General features: G+C 55.1%; 13 protein-coding genes. 5 read left to right on the top strand and 8 right to left on the bottom strand.

Annotated elements, in window-relative coordinates:
• The 8 genes from NQF64_RS05585 to rph form a co-directional block, all read right to left on the bottom strand.
• The gene (locus NQF64_RS05585; protein ID WP_266106755.1) at positions 1 to 2,238 is read right to left on the bottom strand and encodes a TonB-dependent receptor; all 2,238 of its coding nucleotides are present in this window, start codon (positions 2,236 to 2,238) and stop codon (positions 1 to 3) included.
• Positions 2,239 to 2,362: 124 nt separating this feature from the next.
• On the bottom strand, positions 2,363 to 3,127 hold the full coding sequence (locus NQF64_RS05580) for a sulfite exporter TauE/SafE family protein (RefSeq protein WP_266106754.1): 765 nt from the start codon (positions 3,125 to 3,127) through the stop codon (positions 2,363 to 2,365).
• Positions 3,128 to 3,250: 123 nt separating this feature from the next.
• On the bottom strand, positions 3,251 to 5,122 hold the full coding sequence (cysC, locus tag NQF64_RS05575; protein WP_266106753.1) for an adenylyl-sulfate kinase: 1,872 nt from the start codon (positions 5,120 to 5,122) through the stop codon (positions 3,251 to 3,253).
• 14 nt (positions 5,123 to 5,136) lie between these two features.
• Positions 5,137 to 5,931, bottom strand: coding sequence for a sulfate adenylyltransferase subunit CysD (gene cysD / locus NQF64_RS05570; protein ID WP_266106829.1), 795 nt, complete (start codon positions 5,929 to 5,931; stop codon positions 5,137 to 5,139).
• Positions 5,932 to 5,996: 65 nt separating this feature from the next.
• A complete protein-coding gene (locus NQF64_RS05565; RefSeq protein ID WP_266106752.1) occupies positions 5,997 to 6,776 on the bottom strand; it encodes a phosphoadenylyl-sulfate reductase in 780 nt (259 codons plus the stop codon).
• A gap of 197 nt (positions 6,777 to 6,973) precedes the next feature.
• The gene (locus tag NQF64_RS05560) at positions 6,974 to 8,659 is read right to left on the bottom strand and encodes an alginate export family protein (protein ID WP_266106751.1); all 1,686 of its coding nucleotides are present in this window, start codon (positions 8,657 to 8,659) and stop codon (positions 6,974 to 6,976) included.
• Between the two features lie 103 nt (positions 8,660 to 8,762).
• Positions 8,763 to 9,365, bottom strand: a complete 603-nt coding sequence (gene rdgB / locus NQF64_RS05555) for an RdgB/HAM1 family non-canonical purine NTP pyrophosphatase (protein ID WP_266106828.1) — start codon at positions 9,363 to 9,365, stop codon at positions 8,763 to 8,765.
• A gap of 26 nt (positions 9,366 to 9,391) precedes the next feature.
• Positions 9,392 to 10,111: a ribonuclease PH gene (rph, locus tag NQF64_RS05550; protein ID WP_099026457.1), complete on the bottom strand. Its 720-nt coding sequence runs from the start codon at positions 10,109 to 10,111 to the stop codon at positions 9,392 to 9,394.
• A 135-nt stretch (positions 10,112 to 10,246) separates the two neighbouring features.
• Between rph and NQF64_RS05545 the strand changes: the two genes are divergently transcribed.
• From NQF64_RS05545 to NQF64_RS05525, 5 genes are all read left to right on the top strand, one after another.
• Positions 10,247 to 12,811: a penicillin-binding protein 1A gene (locus NQF64_RS05545; RefSeq protein WP_266106750.1), complete on the top strand. Its 2,565-nt coding sequence runs from the start codon at positions 10,247 to 10,249 to the stop codon at positions 12,809 to 12,811.
• A gap of 38 nt (positions 12,812 to 12,849) precedes the next feature.
• Positions 12,850 to 13,981, top strand: a protein-coding gene (gene prfB / locus NQF64_RS05540; RefSeq protein WP_266106749.1) for a peptide chain release factor 2 whose coding sequence is annotated in 2 segments (ribosomal slippage) — positions 12,850 to 12,918 and positions 12,920 to 13,981 — 1,131 coding nt in all. Because the reading frame shifts where the segments join, the coding sequence is not laid out codon by codon here.
• Positions 13,982 to 14,329: 348 nt separating this feature from the next.
• Positions 14,330 to 15,019, top strand: coding sequence for an energy transducer TonB (locus tag NQF64_RS05535; protein WP_099026460.1), 690 nt, complete (start codon positions 14,330 to 14,332; stop codon positions 15,017 to 15,019).
• 92 nt (positions 15,020 to 15,111) lie between these two features.
• A complete protein-coding gene (locus tag NQF64_RS05530; protein ID WP_266106748.1) occupies positions 15,112 to 16,170 on the top strand; it encodes a MotA/TolQ/ExbB proton channel family protein in 1,059 nt (352 codons plus the stop codon).
• 5 nt (positions 16,171 to 16,175) lie between these two features.
• Positions 16,176 to 16,601 (top strand): ExbD/TolR family protein, encoded by a 426-nt coding sequence (locus NQF64_RS05525; protein WP_099026461.1) that lies wholly within the window; start codon positions 16,176 to 16,178, stop codon positions 16,599 to 16,601.
• Positions 16,602 to 16,653 lie beyond the last annotated feature (52 nt).

Below are 16,653 nucleotides of genomic sequence, written 5' to 3'. Positions count from 1 at the left end.
TTAGAGGGAGAAAGAGACTCCCCCCATCACACTCCGCCGCAGCCCGTATTGTGGGGCACCAACCCCAATGCCGCTGCCATCGCGTAGCATATAATGCTTATCAAACAAGTTGATAACATCCAAGCGTAGCTGCATGTTATGCCCCCCTAATGCAGCGATATGACAGATATGCTGTACCAGGGCGAGGTTAAAGGTCACATAGCGCGGCACATGCGCCCCGTTGGGGATGTCCCCAGTTGCCGTCTCTTTATCCTGCCGTAACCCGCTGCCATAAACCATCGTCCCAGAAAGGTGCAAAGGGTGATTCGTCTTACGAAAAGCCGTATAAGCCGCCCCCGCTGAGGCCGTTACACGTTGGTCATGGTCTAGATACACCCAATGATGGCGCATATATTGGAGGTCATCTTCATCAAAGTTCCATTGTGCGGAGTTAATATCCTTCCCCATCGCGCGGGAGAGGGCAACATTGCCATATAAGCTCCACGGCCCAGCCTCATAATCGGTTGTAAACTCCACCCCCCGCACATGGCCCCGGCGATAATTATAGGCCGTCAAAATCACCGGCGCGCCAAACTGCCCTTCATCCAGAAGATTTTTCGCATCCTTCCAATAAGCATCCACCCCGATGGACCAATGCGGGGTAAGGCGCTGCATAAAGCCAATATCGTAATAATTATCCCGCTCTGCTTTCACGCGGTCATTTTGATAATGCGCTGGGGCGGCCGATGTATTGGCAAACCGGCTGAGGCTAGTTGTGCCGATGGTCTCAAAAGGTGGGGGGGTTAAATAACGCGCATAACCAACATGAAACCGCCCACCACGCCACGGTGTCCACACCAAAGAGATACGCGGGCTAAGCTGATGAGCATGGACATATTCCTCCACACCATCAAACCGTGCGCCAAAATTCAGTACCAGCTTACGCGTAATCTTCCACTCATCTTGAATATACGCCCCATATAGAGCCCCGGTCTTGCCTGATGAATCATGCACATTCATCGGTTGAGGGATGATGCTTCCATCCTCTGCTAAGGGATACACCGAGGCATTGCTTTTACTCACCGCCCGCTCCCCGTAGGCTTGCACCCCACCGCGCAGCGTATGAGCATGGTTAAGACGCCATGTTACATCACTCTGCACCCCGCTAGAAAAGACCGACCGCGCCGCTTGCTGTGCTATGCCGTTATAAACAAGGTCCCCCACCCAATCGGGCGAATAACGCATAGAGCTATAGCGAAGAATGACTGATGTCTGAGCACTAACAGTCTCATGCTCCTCTTGCCATGAGAGGATAGCGAAGTCGGTAATCTGCTGCTGATGCTCATCCAGATGGCTACTATCAGGCGCGTTTGCCTGCATAGAGAGTGCGTTATCTGCCTTAAAAAGCGGGGTTGCAAATTGATGTTGTTGGCCGGGATTATTAGGTAGCTGATACCACGCATTGGATATCCCCGCTGTAAAACTAAAGCGCGTCTCTGGCCGGAGGGTATAGCGCACATGCCCTAGGATATGATGCTGACGTGAGAGATCGTGAATCGCATTATAGCTGGGGATGGTATTCTCTATCCCCACCCGGTCATGAATCATATCAGCGGTGATAAAGCCATCCCACTGGCCCCAATGCCCACCATATTGGAGAGAAGGCTGCACATAATCCCGCACCCCGCCATAGCCGGAGAGCATTCCGCCCTCATCCGACACACCATTTTTGGTTTGAATATCAATCACCCCCGCTTGGCGAAACCCATATTCCGCCGGCAGAACGCCCGTTGTCAGGCTCATAGAATGGGCAAAGCGGGTCATCAAAGCCTGCCCGAACACATTCACCCCTTCTGGTAAAGCCACACCATCCAGCCGGAATTGAACATTATTATGATCCCCCCGGATATGAATCTGCCCATAACTATCCTGCGTAACACCGGGGGCCTGCAAAAGGATGCTGTTAAGGGCAGCATTATCCCCGCCGGGATTGGCCTCTATAGCTTTGCGGGAGAAACTTGTCTGCGTGGCCCCAATGGCAGGTTGCAAAGCTTGGCGCGCTTGGTCCAACCGCCGCGCTGTCACATGGATGTGCTCCTCCTGCGCACTAAGCGGATGTGCCTCCTCTTGCCCCTCTGCTGCGTTATTAGCATCACGCTGCACAGGCTGGCGGCTCTCTTGTGCCCATATTGTAGGCGGTAACATCCCGCCTACAACCAAGGCGACATAAACACCCCCGCCCCACCGCTTTACCGCCATGCCACTCTCCACTCCTTCACGCACGCATCCTGCTTCGTGAAGAATGTTATGTTATACTATAACATTTGTGAAGGTGCTTCTTACCCTTATCGTGAAAAAAGCCGGGACATAGCCCGGCTCATGGTCAAATCATCTTCACGCCAATCAATAACAATAGGCTTCCTAAAATGAGCCGTTGCCATCGCTCTGGGCAGCGGCCTGCGCAATGTGTGCCGAGCCAAATACCGGGCAAGGAGCCGCTTAAAAGCAGCAACAATGTTGGCACAATAACATCACCCTCCACCCAATAGCCTGCCCCGGCAATGAGTGTGAGGGGGATAGCATGGGCAATATCAATGGCTACGAGTTCACGCAGTGGCAAAGTGGGGTAGAGCATCACCAGCACGGCCATACCAATCGCCCCGGCCCCCACGGAGGAGAGGCTCACCATGCAGCCCAGCACAAAACCTAGCACAACCGTTAGCACCCGCGATTGCACCGGCCCACCAAGCTGATGCCGTAAGACCCATGCTTTTAAGGTAGGACGAAAGAGAATGGCAGGGGCGGTTATTAATAAGCAAATACCCAATGAGACACGAATAACCTGCGCCATTTCTTGCGGGGAGCCTATATGCCGCAGCCAAAGGAGCGCGACTGCCACACCGGGAAGGCTGCCAGACATCATCCACAACACGATAGACCAACGCACCGGCCCACATCGCCTATGTAAAAACGTGCCAAACAACTTCGTCATCGCGGCATAGATGAGGTCCGTCCCCACCGCTGCTTTAGGATGAATCCCACAAAGGAGGATAAGCAGCGGGGTCATGAGGGAGCCGCCGCCAACGCCCGTCATGCCCACTAAAAACCCCACTAACGCACCGGAGATGACATAAGCAAAATGCTGCATCACCCTATCCTCCCTTAAAGGAGAGGCTTACCGTAATGGGTAAACTCCTCCCGTCCCGGCCTTTGCCTTGGCAAAAACCGGGCTTCTTTTCCCTAAATAGACAGTCCTTACGGCCTGAGCGGCTTACCGTACGGCTTTATGCACAGCGTCTATTAAATGCTGTACGCTACGGGCCACATCCCCATCACCGGGGACAATGACATCTGGCGTCTCTGGTGGCTCATAGGCAGCGGATACACCGGTAAAGGAGGCAATCCGCCCCTCCTCAGCCTGTGCATAAAGCCCCTTCGGGTCACGCTGGCGGCAAAGCTCTGGTGCGGTATCAACAAAGACCTCATGCCAATCCTCACCGATAATCGCCCGCGCCATGGCACGATCCTGCGCTAAAGGCGACACCAAAGCGACCAACACAATCTGCCCACTCTCTGCCAAAATCCGCGCCACATGCGCGACACGGCGGATATTCTCCCGCCTATCCTCTGGGGAGAAGCCGAGGTCGCTACACAAGCCGGAGCGCACCGTATCGCCATCTAACACTGTGACATTCAGCCCTTCATGGCTGAGAGCCTCCTCAGCATGGCGGGCGATAGTGCTTTTGCCAGCACCGGGTAAACCTGTCAGCCAGAACACAGCACGCTTATGCCCGCGCAACCCTGCCCGAACAGCCTCACTCACACCGCTTGCTGTAGGATGAATGGCATGTGCCCCATCTGCCAACACAGCTGGGCCGATAAGCGGTGCCCCACCGACAATCTTCTGATGCCGGTCCACCAATACACCGCGCCCATCTGGCATCCCCGGTGCAAAGGGATCGAACAAGATATTCCGTGCGACCGCCAACGTAATCTCGGCAAAACCATCGGGGGGAACTTCATCAGCGGGGCTGAGGGTGAGGTCATCCAGATTCACCACCGCATCAATCGCCGCAACCGTCACGTCATATTCCGCTGTGGCTAAACGTAGGCGGAAGCTTTCACCCACATGCAACGGTTCACCACGCAGCCAAAAGAGCCGTGTTTTCAAACGCGCCGCTTTCAATGGGGCAGCGGCTTCATCCCCCGCAGGAAAGAGCAAATCCCCACGGTCTGGTACGAGGTCAGGCTCTAAACGCAAAGCAATGGATTCACCAGCACCTGCAACAGGCTCATGCGGGGCATGCCAACGGCAGACCTCCGCCACGGTGGCCTCCTGCCCTTGCCCGCCAATCACCAGCCGGTCCCCCTCCCGCACTGTGCCGCGCTCAATACGGCCTGCGACATAACGCACACCTTCAAAACGATACACATCTTGCACAGGCATACGCAAAGGCAGCGCATGACGAGAGGCTGGCGGCTGAATCTGCGCTAGGGCCTCCAACAAGGTTGGGCCTTTATACCATTCTGCCCTCTCCGAGCGGGTAGCGATGTTATCGCCATCCCGTGCCGAAGCAGGAATGACCTGCTTAACATCAATCTCCAACCGGGCTAACAACTGGCGAATATCGCCCTCGACCTGTTTAAGCTTTGCCTCATCAAAATTGATGCTATCAGCCTTATTAAGCAGCACAATCACATGACTAATGCCGATGAGCCGTAGCAACATCGCATGGCGGCGTGTTTGCTCGCGCACGCCCTCAGCTGCGTCAACCACCAGCACGGCAGCCTCTGCATCCGCTGCACCAGTAATCATATTCCGTAAAAATTGCCGATGACCCGGCGCATCGACAATCACAAAATCCCGCCCATTCAGTTGGAAAGGGATGCGCGTGGAATCCACCGTCACGCCTTGGTCCCGCTCAATCTGAAGGGAATCGAGCAGGAAGCTCCATTCCACAGCAAGGCCACGCTTACGGCTACTCTCGACAATCTGGACGAGGCGGCCATCAGGCAGGCTATCTGTATCGTATAACAAACGGCCAATCAGGGTGGATTTGCCATGGTCCACATGGCCAACAATCACAATCGGCGTGCTAACACCGTGACGCACCTGCGTAGAAGATGAATGAGGTTGTGTCATCGTTAAAGCTCTCCTCACAAATAGCCAGCAACGCGGAGACGCTCAAACGCATCTTCTGATTCATGGTCCATAGCGCGGCCCGCCCGCTCGGACGTGCGGCTTGTCTCAAGCTCGGCAATAACCTCCGCCACGGTGGAGGCTTGGCTCTCAATCGGGCTGGTAATGTCTTGGTCGCCTAGCGAGCGATAACGCTTGCCATCTTTTGCGAAATAGAGGTCCACTAGCGGAATATTTTCGCGCTCAATATACCGCCAAATATCTAGCTCCCGCCATGCCAGCAGCGGATGAACACGCACATGCATCCCCTCCTCATAAGGGGTAGCATATTGGTCCCAAAACTCTGGCGGTTGGTTCCGCACATCCCATTGATGGCTCGCCCCGCGCGGGCTAAAGACGCGCTCTTTAGCACGGGTCGCCTGCTCATCCCGCCGAATACCAGCCACAACACCGCGGAACTTATGCTTATCAATCAAATTCGCTAACCCGACCGTCTTGCGTGCAGCAGAGCGTGCAGCGGGGGGGAGAGACGGGTCCATCTCCTCCACGGGGGGACATTCCCCTAAAATGAGGTCTAAGTTCCATTTTTTGGCGTATTCATCACGAAACGCATACATCTCGGGGAACTTCTTACCCGTATCCACATGCATCACGGGGAAAGGCACATGACCCATAAACGCCTTACGCGCGAGCCAGACCATCACGTTACTATCTTTGCCTAAAGACCATAGCAGGGCCATAGGCTTCAGCTTGCGATAAGCCTCCCGCAGGATGAAGATGCTCTGGGCCTCTAATTGGTCCAAACCATCCATAATATGTGCGTCTTGCAGAGCCATGCCTGCTCCCTTTCCTTACTGATAAACCCGATAGTCGGGCGTCATTCTACGGGCCGTTCCGCTAATAAAGCCGTGGCTGAAATCTCTTCCTTATCCGCACCGGGTGGCGGCGTAACAGGTACAGGGCGATGTAGGCCACATTCCGTTTTCGCAAGCCCAGCCCAGCGGCCTGCGCGGCTATCCTCACCCGCACCAACGGGCCTTGTGCAAGGCTCACACCCAATAGAGCGATAACCACGCGCAACAAGAGGATGAGCAGGCAAGGCTTTCTCCTTCATAAAGTCAGCAATCTGCGCCTCACTCCACCCAGCAAGGGGGTTAAGCTTTACACTGCCATCCGCCTGCCGCTCAGCCACTGGGAGGGCTGCCCGCGTGGCTGCTTGCATACGCTTACGCCCCGTCACCCAAATATCAAACTCTGGCAGAACAACATCTAAAGGCTCTACTTTACGCAGGGCACAACACGCATCAGGGTCGAAGGCCACAAGCTGGCCCTCCGGGTCACGATACTCGACCTCTTTACGCGCAGGCTGGAGGGTACGGACATCCTCCAACCCCAAATGCTGGCTTAGCTCATCACGATAGGCCAAAGTCTCCGGGAAATGCCGCCCTGTATCGAGGAAGAAAACCGGCACGGCTTTATCCTGCGCGGCAATCTGCGCGAGTAATACGGCGGACTCCGCCCCAAAGGAGGAAATCACCGCCACGCGACCGGGAAAACGTGCCAAAACAGAGGCCAGCACACGCCCTGTTTCCTCCTCTGACGCTGCAACAACCCCCTGACGAGGGAGGGTTTGAAATTCATCCTCCGAGACTGCCACGTACCCTGCTCCTGCATCTTTAATACGATAAGAAAGAGAGTAATTGCATAATCCACTAACTTCAATGTGTATTTGATATAAAAAATGAAAAAAGATCATTTTTTGATGATATAAAGATAGCTTTGTAAAGAAATTCAGCCAAAATATTTGCTTTTATTAAACTATTTATATTAGTTGTTTTTTCTCTCGCAGCATCCTTAAAAGCGGAAGGTCAACGTAGAGAGCATATAGGTCCCATTCTTTCCCCCCGCTTGCCGCATCCGATGGGTAAGAAAAATAGCCCCACCATCAAGCTGCCAATTCACATGCTGTTGAAGCTGAAATTGCACCTGCCCTTGCGGTTGTAACCCCACGGCACGCCCCGCCGCCCTTAGACGAGACCCCGCTAAAAAGGAAAAAGGCGATGAGGAGTTATACAGCCCATCATGCACGCTCTCTCGCCATAAATACGGCACACGAATACGGATATTCATAAAAGGGCGAGGCACAATGCTCATAAGCGGGCCTGCACTAATAAGGTTAGCCCGCGCTATCGTCCGTGTGAGGTCGAATGTCGCGTTACGCGGGGAGAAAGGGGCCGAGAATGTTCCCTCCGTACCATGCGCGCGACGATTATCCCCCCCGCTATAAGCCTCCGCCTGCACACCGAGGAAGGGATGTAAAGAAGAGGAAGAATGACGCCAGCCCGCCACCCCACGCACAGCCCATGCGCTCACCGGGCGGCTGCCGATAGCAGATTTGCTCGAATGGAACCGCCCTGCCTGATAAACGCCACTAACATCATACTCAAAGGCGGGGGCCGAGCCATACCAGCGGAACCCGCCATTTTGGCGCGTCTGCGTGCCTGCCTCGCTTCCTTTAAACTGGGCGATAGCAGCAGCCTTCCCCCCATAGTGAAAGCCCATCCAAAATAGGTCCAAAAAAGAATGAACCTGCTGCCCCGCGATAGAAAAACGCGGCAGAGCGACCGTAACATCGCCCCCATAAAGGCGCGTTCCATCATCAAATCCGCCGCCCATGATAGTATCTCGCGTCACTTGTGTTGCCACAAAATTATACACATCAACCCGCACACGCTCCCACATGGCATAGCCTCGCGCGCCATTCCATGAGAGTTGCACATTAGGGGTCTCACGGGCGTAAATCAGCCATGAAGGGGCATCCAAAAATTGCTGCCGCCCGACCATTACGCCCGTTTTTGCACCTAGAAGCTTCTGCTCGTAACGAACAAAAAGCTGCTGCAAGCCAAGCCTACGCCGCCATGTCGCGTTATAGCCGTAATAATTCCACCCTGCGGCCTCGCCATTATTAAGCTGCCCGAATATCTGCCAATGCGTGCCGAGATGCAGCTCTGCCCCCAACAAATTACGCACTGTAAACCGGCCAGAATGACGCTTACCTACTGTGCCAAGCATCGGACTGGATTCATACCAGTTCCGAATCCGTGATTCCCCGGAGAGGGTCAGCCAAATACTGCCTGATTCATTCAGACGAATCGCTTTTAGAGGGTCCAGAAAATCCGTGTAATTCTTCGGGTCTTTTTTGCTGCTCCAATCCTCAGCCCATGGGGCCACACCATAAACCCCCACCGGACCAAAACCTGCGAACTCCCCATTCCCCCAATTAAAAGCCCCCCAATCGCCCTGATGTCGCTTTTTAGAACGATTCTGCTCCAGCGTGACACGGCGTGGTTGGCCAATCACCCCCGCCCCCGGCATGACCTCCACCGCTGGCGGGGGCTTATCCTCTGCCTGTAACGGCCCTACCCCGCCAAAGCACGCCGATACCACCATCACAATAGATGCCCATACAGGGCCATCCCATTTTGGCACATCACCAATGATATACGCACGAGCATGGCGTGATGACGAGGCGGGGGGCATGGGGCATCCATTTATACGTTATGTAATAGTGCAATATATTACATATGTTTTTATCCCCTTTGTGAAGTCGTGAAATTATAATTCCACGATTATTTTTCCGATTCTACGCCACACAATCTTGCAAAAAGCGGGCCATGGCCTGTCCACGATGGCTGAAACGGTTTTTCTCCTCCTCGGTCATTTCGGCAAAACGGCGGCTCTCCCCTTCAGGGATAAAGATAGGGTCATAACCATGGCCATGCGTCCCACGCGGGGGCCATGCGACATGGCCATGACATGCCGCCTCTACCATACGATACGCCCCATCAGGCCACGCCACACATAAGACCACAACAAAAGAGGCCCCTTTATCAGCAGAGCCACTGGCCTGCATCGCCTCATATACGCGGTTCATCGCGAGGGTCATATCACGGTGCGGACCAGCCCAGCGGGCGGAATACACACCCGGCTTGCCGTTAAGGGCTGCAACGCAAAAACCGGAATCATCTGCCAAAGCAGGCAGGCCGGTTGCTTTTGCTGCGGCCGCAGCCTTAATCAGCGCATTCCCGGCAAAATCCGCTGCGGTTTCCTCTGGCTCTGGCAAATTTAATGCCGCTGCGGAGCGGACTGTAATGCCGCTCTCCGCCAATAAGAGGGAGAACTCTCGTAATTTACCTTGATTATGGCTAGCGAGGACAAGCTCACTCCCCCGCGCTAGGCGGCGCATTTTATCTTCATAATGCGGCATAAAGCTTAGCCTCCCTTTTTACGAGTGAGAGCTTCTTTCTGCACGGCAAAGAGGGTCTGTGTGCCTTTCTGTGCAAGGTCAAAAAGCTGTTGGAACTCCTCCGGGCGGAAGGGGCGATCCTCCGCTGTGCCTTGAATCTCCACAATCCCGCCATCGGCTGTGAGGACAAAATTGGTATCGGCCTGCGCGCTGCTATCTTCTTGATAATCAAGGTCCAACACAGCCCCGGCCTCTGTCAAACCACACGATACAGCTGCGACTTGTGCGGTCAGAGCTTTGCTTTTGCCCATCCCCTCCAACGCATGCGCCAGGGCAACCCATGCCCCGGTAATGGAGGCACAACGCGTCCCGCCATCGGCATTCAGCACGTCACAATCTAGCGTAATCATACATTCGCCAAGGGCTTTAAGGTCCACGCAAGCCCGAAGGGACCGCCCAATGAGCCGCTGAATCTCCTGCGTGCGGCCTGATTGCTTACCCCGTGCTGCCTCGCGGGAGCCACGCGTATGAGTCGCGCGCGGTAACATGCCATATTCCGCCGTTACCCACCCTTGGCCCTGCCCCCGCAGGAAAGGTGGCACCCGTGTCTCGACCGAGGCCGTGCAGAGCACTTCCGTCCCCCCTACGCGAATCAGCGCAGAGCCTTCCGCATGAGTGGCAAAGCCTGTCTCGATTGTAACAGAACGGAGGGCATCGGCAGCGCGACCGGAGGGACGTGTAACCATAAAACTGAATCCTTAACTCTTTTTAAAACAAGCCCCACAATAAGGCTTATCCTATGGGCGTCCAGCACCGTACCATAAAACAGAGCCTATGAGGCTGCCTCCCGTTTTTTTATTGACCATGTTATAGAGGGCAGCATGACGCGTTCTTCTATGCTGCCAGACAGCCCGCCACCGCCTTTTCAGAAGCCCCGTTTCCGCCGTTGGCGGTTCTTACTAGGGGCTGCGCTTAGCCTTTGCACGCTTGGCCTTGCCACCCTTGTGCTGGTGGGTTGGGGCTTATATGCCCATCTTAGTGCTAATCTCCCCAGCGTAGAGAGCTTGCAACATTACCAACCCCCCGTTGTAAGCCGGCTATACACCGCTGATGACCAACTCATGGCCGAACTCTCGCACGAGCGGCGTATTTATGTGCCCATCCGGGCCATCCCCCCGCGTGTGCGTAACGCCTTCCTCGCTGCGGAGGACCAAAATTTCTATTCCCATGGCGGGGTGGACCCCTTAGCGATGCTGCGTGCTGGGGTGACGGATATTATCAGCATCCTCACCCATCAGGGTAAGCGTCCCCTCGGGGCCTCCACCATTACCCAACAGGTCGCTAAGGTTATGCTGCTTAATAATAACAGCCTGACCATCGACCGCAAAATACGCGAAGCTCTGCTTGCGATGCGTATTGAGCACACCCTCTCCAAAGACCGTATTTTAGAAATCTATCTTAACGGGATTTATCTGGGTAATGGGGCTTATGGTGTAGAAGCCGCCGCTCAGACTTATTTTAATAAAACGCTCGACCAGCTTAGCAATGCCGAGGCTGCGATGCTGGCCAGCATGCCTAAATCCCCTAGCAATTATAATCCCTTCCTCCACCCTAAAGCGGCGATGTGGCGGCGCAACTGGGTGCTGGACCGGATGAGCGAGACACGCGCCATCACCCCAGAGGATGCCCAGCAAGCCAAGCAAGACCCGCTCATCCCCCAAGGCTATACGCGCTTCGGCCCCTTGCAGGATTCCGAATGGTTCGCCGCAGAAGTCCGCCGCCAGCTCACCACCCTCTATAGTGAGGAACAAACCACCGAGGGCGGGTTGGATGTCCATACCAGTTTGGATGCTCACCTCCAGCAAGTCAGCACTCATTTATTACGGGAAGGGCTCATCAATTATGCACGCACGCATGAGGGCTGGCACGGCCCTGTAGGGCACCTATCCAGCCTGACAACATGGCAAGATGACCTCCCCAGCCAGAAGCCTCCCGCAGGGATGCTCTCCTCATGGCGGTTAGCCGTTATACTCTCCCCAGCCCCAGTAGTGCATGTTGGGTGGGTGAGTGGCCATACAGCCCACACCGCCACACTCCGCAAAGCTGATGAGAGCTGGAGCCGGCGCACTCATCCACTTCTCCCCGGTCAAATCGTGATGATTGAACCGCAAAGCGATGGCTCCGCAGCACTAGAGCAAATCCCTCAAGTGGAAGGGGCTACCGTCACGCTGGATGCCCATACAGGCCGCGTGCTGGCCCTTGTGGGGGGATGGTCCTTCCAGCAAAGCCAATTTAACCGTGCCACACAGGCCCAACGTCAACCGGGGTCCTCCTTTAAGCCGCTCGTCTATCTTGCTGCGATGGAGCGGGATATTTCTCCCTCTGAAACATTTGATGATTCCCCCATCAGCTTTGGGGATTGGAAGCCGCAAAATTACGAGCATGATAATTGGGGCCCCACCACGTTGCATGATGCCCTGCGGGAGAGCCGTAACCTCGTCACGATTCGCGTTGCCGCGCATCTAGGGATGAAGGCTGTTAGCGATATAGCGGTACGCTCTGGCATGGTGAACAATATGCCGCCTTACCTGCCCGCTGCCCTCGGTGCGGTGGAGACAACCGTCCTTAAAGAAGCTGGGGCCTATGCTGCTATCGCCAATGGTGGCCATAGCATCACCCCTAGCCTCATCGACTATATCCAAAACCCAGATGGGACAATTATTTGGCGAAATCAGGCTAATCACCGTACCGTCACAACGGAGAATGGCCTGCCTGTCATCCATGATGACCGGCCTGTCCTCGCCTCCCCGCAAAGTGCTTATCAAATCACCACCATGATGCGCGATGTCATTGCCCGTGGGACTGGTGTGCGCGCAGGTGTGGGGATTGACCGCCCCATCGCCGGGAAAACCGGGACAAGCCAAGATTATCATGACGCATGGTTTGCAGGCTTCTCGCCCGATGTCGTCACTGTGGTGTGGATTGGTTATGATAACCCCCGCAGCCTCGGTAAGAACGAGACAGGCGGCCATCTCTCCGGCCCTATCTGGAATGGCATCATGAAAGCCGTTTTTGCCACCCGTCCCAAACTGGACTTCCCCACCCCAGAGGGCATGACCTTGGCAGAATATGACACAGGGCGCATCCGGGCGATTGATGCGTTTAAACAGGACCAGATTCCAGGAGCATCCGTCCCACTGCATGGCTTTGGCGATGGGACACAAACCCTTACTGCGGCCGATACGGGTGCGGATATGATTCCTGATTCTGAGACCGATATGCCCAGCAGCACCCCCAACAACACATCAAATCCTGCTAACCCTGCCAATAGTGATGCCCCCCTTCCCCCCCCTACACCTATGGCAGCTACGCCAACCCCCAGCACTCCCAACACGACACCAAACACCACAGGGGGAGGTGACATTGGCGTTGGGGGGCTATACTAAGGCGGCATCACTAACCATAGGAATAAGGAGAACGCCTCATGTCGGCTGAGACCGAAGCCCTCTCCGAGCAAATCAAGCAGTCTGTTGCACTGCTGAGGAGGCATCTTTGACTGGGATGCCGCCAAAACACGCCTTGCTGAGCTAAACCACCTCGCTGAGGACCCAGAGCTTTGGAATAATCCAGACGCTGCCCAAAAAATGATGCGCGAGCGCACCATGCTCGCTAATCAGATTGAGGGGGTCGAGGCCTTAGAGACTGAAGTGCAAGACACGCTCGACCTTGTCGAACTTGCCGAGATGGAGAATGACGAGGCTGTCATCCAAGATGGCCTGACCACTCTGCGTGCCTTAGCCGCCCAAGCCCAACAGCGTGAGACGGAGAGCCTTCTTTCTGGTGAGGCCGATGGGAATGACTGTTACCTTGAGGTCAATTCCGGCGCGGGAGGGACCGAGGCGCAAGACTGGGCCGAGATGCTGCTGCGCATGTACACGCGTTGGGCCGAGCAACATGGCTATAAAGTCACGCTGATGGAAAGCAGCGCAGGCGAGCAAGCGGGGCTAAAATCAGCTACGATTCTCGTAAGCGGCCCCAATGCGTATGGCTGGCTGAAAACCGAAGCCGGGGTGCATCGGCTTGTCCGCATCTCCCCCTTTGACGCTGCTGCACGCCGTCAGACCTCCTTCGCCTCCATCTATATCTCCCCCGTTGTGGATGATTCGATTGAGATTGAAGTCCTCGATTCTGACCTCCGAGTCGATACATTCCGTGCTTCTGGTGCGGGGGGCCAGCATGTGAACAAAACGGATTCGGCTATCCGTATTACGCACATCCCCACCGGCATTGTTGTGGCCTGCCAGACAGACCGCTCCCAGCACCGCAACCGTGCCACTGCGATGGAGATGCTGCGTGCCCGCCTTTACGAAGCTGAGCTGCAAAAGCGGGAGGCTGAAGCCTCCGCCGCAGAAGCGGCTAAGACGGATATTGGTTGGGGGCACCAAATTCGCTCCTACGTTCTAGCACCTTATCAGCTGGTCAAGGACTTGCGGACGAACATAGAGAAAGGCAACCCCGATGCCGTTCTTGATGGTGATTTAGATGAATTCATGGCCGCGTCACTCGCCCAACGTGTAAGCGCAACACGCTCCGAAGCCAGTGCAACCGCACAATAATAACCCTATAATCAGCATAAGAGGGGGCACAACACCCCCTCCCCAAAGGGGCTACTCCTATCGTTTTTATAAGTAAGTCTAGTATAAAATTATACACAATGGTCCCTCTCTCAAAAATGAGAGTATGGCTCTACAACCCTTGTATAATAGCCGTTTTTTAATCTTTTTAAAAATTATCCACATTTTATATAAGAGTTATGCACAGGCTTTTCTGCGAAAGAGTCGCATATCACCCCTTGCATAACGGGGACGGCTTAGGCCATTTTGACACAATAAACCAGACGGGAATGGTCCCGTGTTGGGGTAGTGTGTGACCCTAAGATAACCAAAGGGGCAAAGAGTTTTGCTATGAAAAGCTACGCTGCCTTACAACGTAGGCCGATTGACTATATCGTTGCCGCTGTTGTGGCTTTTCTTGCCATTGGGTTGGTGGTCTATGCCCTCACGCTCAATAAGGCAGAGAAGACCGAGCCTACACACCCGCCGATTCAAACGGTCATCATTGCAGAGGCACCACCTCCCCCACCACCGCCACCGCCGCCTCATCCGGTCATGGTGCAGCCACCACCACCTTATATCCCTCCCCCGCGCATTAAGCTGCCACCGCCGCCTAAGCCGCCTATCCATCATAGCGCGCAAAAAGTGCCTCAACCTAAAGTGGCTCCTACATCTGTTGCGCCTGCTGCCACATCGGCCTCGGCGGCGTCCAGCAGCAGTAGTGGCAGTGGTGATAGCACCTCCGATAGCGACCATGCTGCTGGGGCTGTGCCGATTAATAATGTACGGCCAGAATATCCTGAAGAAGCCCAAGAGGAGAGCCGGGAGGGCTCTGTGACGGCTTCATGCGATATTCTCACCAATGGCAAGCCCGCTAATTGTAAGTTGCTCAGTGTAAAAGGAGGGCATGATTTTGCCGAAAGCGCACTCAACTTCCTAGAACGCTCCCCCGTACGCTACCAACCCGCTGTGGCTGGCGGACAACCCGTTATTGAACATAACCACGTCCTACATGTGGACTTCACCCTCGGTGATGAATGAGTATCGCCTCATCCATCACCCGCTTATTTGCCCTGACCACAGGGTCCGTTAAGAAAACGCACCCTGCGTTGATAGACAAGGATATGGGATTCATGACCAGAATGCTCCGCCTTCCCCTGACACATACCGCCTCTAAAGCACGTCCATTCTACGGTACAGCTTTGGCCTTAATCCTTGCAGCTATGCCGCTTTCCTCTGCGGCGTTGGCCCAAGAGGCAAGCCCTGCTGTACCGCCCGCGGGGGCGAGCGCACCAGCCCAACCCCCCGCTGGGGCAACAGCTCCCGCACAAGCACCCGTTACAACAACCGCTCCGGCTCAACCGCCAGCAGGGGCGACTAATGACGCCCAACCCCCCGCTGGGACCGAGGGCAATGCCCCTGTCACAGCAACCCCCGTCAGCGACAAACCCGCTGATGATGCCTCAAAAGACAATCCCTATGGGCTGAAAGCCTTGTGGAAGAATGGGGACATCATCGCCCGTGGCGTCCTGCTGATTATGGCTCTGATGTCCTTAGGGACATGGATTATCATGGTCAGCAAGTTCATTGAGCAATCCCGTCTCTTTAGTGCCTCCAAAGCGGCAGACCGGACCTTCTGGACACAAAAGACCATTCAAGAAGGGGCGAAAACCCTCAAGCCCACCTCGCCCTTCCGCTATATTGCGGAGACAGGCATCATCGCCGCGCAGCATCATGAAGGCTCCATGCGGGATTCAATCGACCTGCAATCTTGGACAGCCATGTCCATCCAACGCGCGTTAGAGACCATCAATACACGTTTGCAAGCGGGTCTCGCCTTCCTCGGTACGGTTGGCTCCACATCGCCCTTTATCGGGCTTTTTGGTACGGTTTGGGGTATTTACCATGCTCTGACAGCCATCGGCATTGCAGGGCAAGCCTCCATTGATAAAGTCGCTGGCCCTGTTGGTGAATCCCTCATCATGACGGCTATCGGTCTTGCTACCGCTGTCCCGGCTGTATTGGGGTACAACCTTTTGGTGCGCCGTAATAAAGGAGCGATGGACCGCGTCCGTAATTTCGGCTCTGACCTTCACTCCATTCTGCTCGGCGGTTATCGGCATGAAGATGGCCTGAGCGAAGCCGTGAAGGATGACAGCCCCACCACGACAACCACCAGCACGCGAGTCTAATCATCATGGCTATGAACATCGGTAACGGTGGAGATGATGACGGCGAGGTGGTGTCGGCTATCAACACCACGCCGCTTGTTGATGTCATGCTGGTGCTGCTTATCATCTTCCTCATCACCATCCCGGTAGCGACCCATACGGTTAAGGTGCAGCTACCGGTGGACCGCAACCAGCCAACCAAGACCAAACCGGGCAATATTGTGTTGGCTGTCACCGCTGATGGGCAAAGCTACTGGAACACCACCCCCCTCACCGGGCATAAGGACCTCCTCAACCGCCTTATGGAGGCAGCACGCCAGCAGCCTCAACCGCAAATCCAAATCCGTGGCGATGGGTCTGTCCAATATATGCCCATCGGTCGGATTGTAGCGGCGTGCCAAGAGGCTGGCATCCAACATGTGGACTTCATCACCGAGCAACCACACGACTAACCCCCCCTCTATTTACCTAATCTGTAACAGAGGCCCCATTTTCTGCCCCCTC

This window comes from Bombella saccharophila, assembly GCF_026385475.1.
GTDB classification, from domain to species: domain Bacteria; phylum Pseudomonadota; class Alphaproteobacteria; order Acetobacterales; family Acetobacteraceae; genus Bombella; species Bombella saccharophila.
This window is presented reverse-complemented; position numbering and strand designations above follow the sequence as displayed.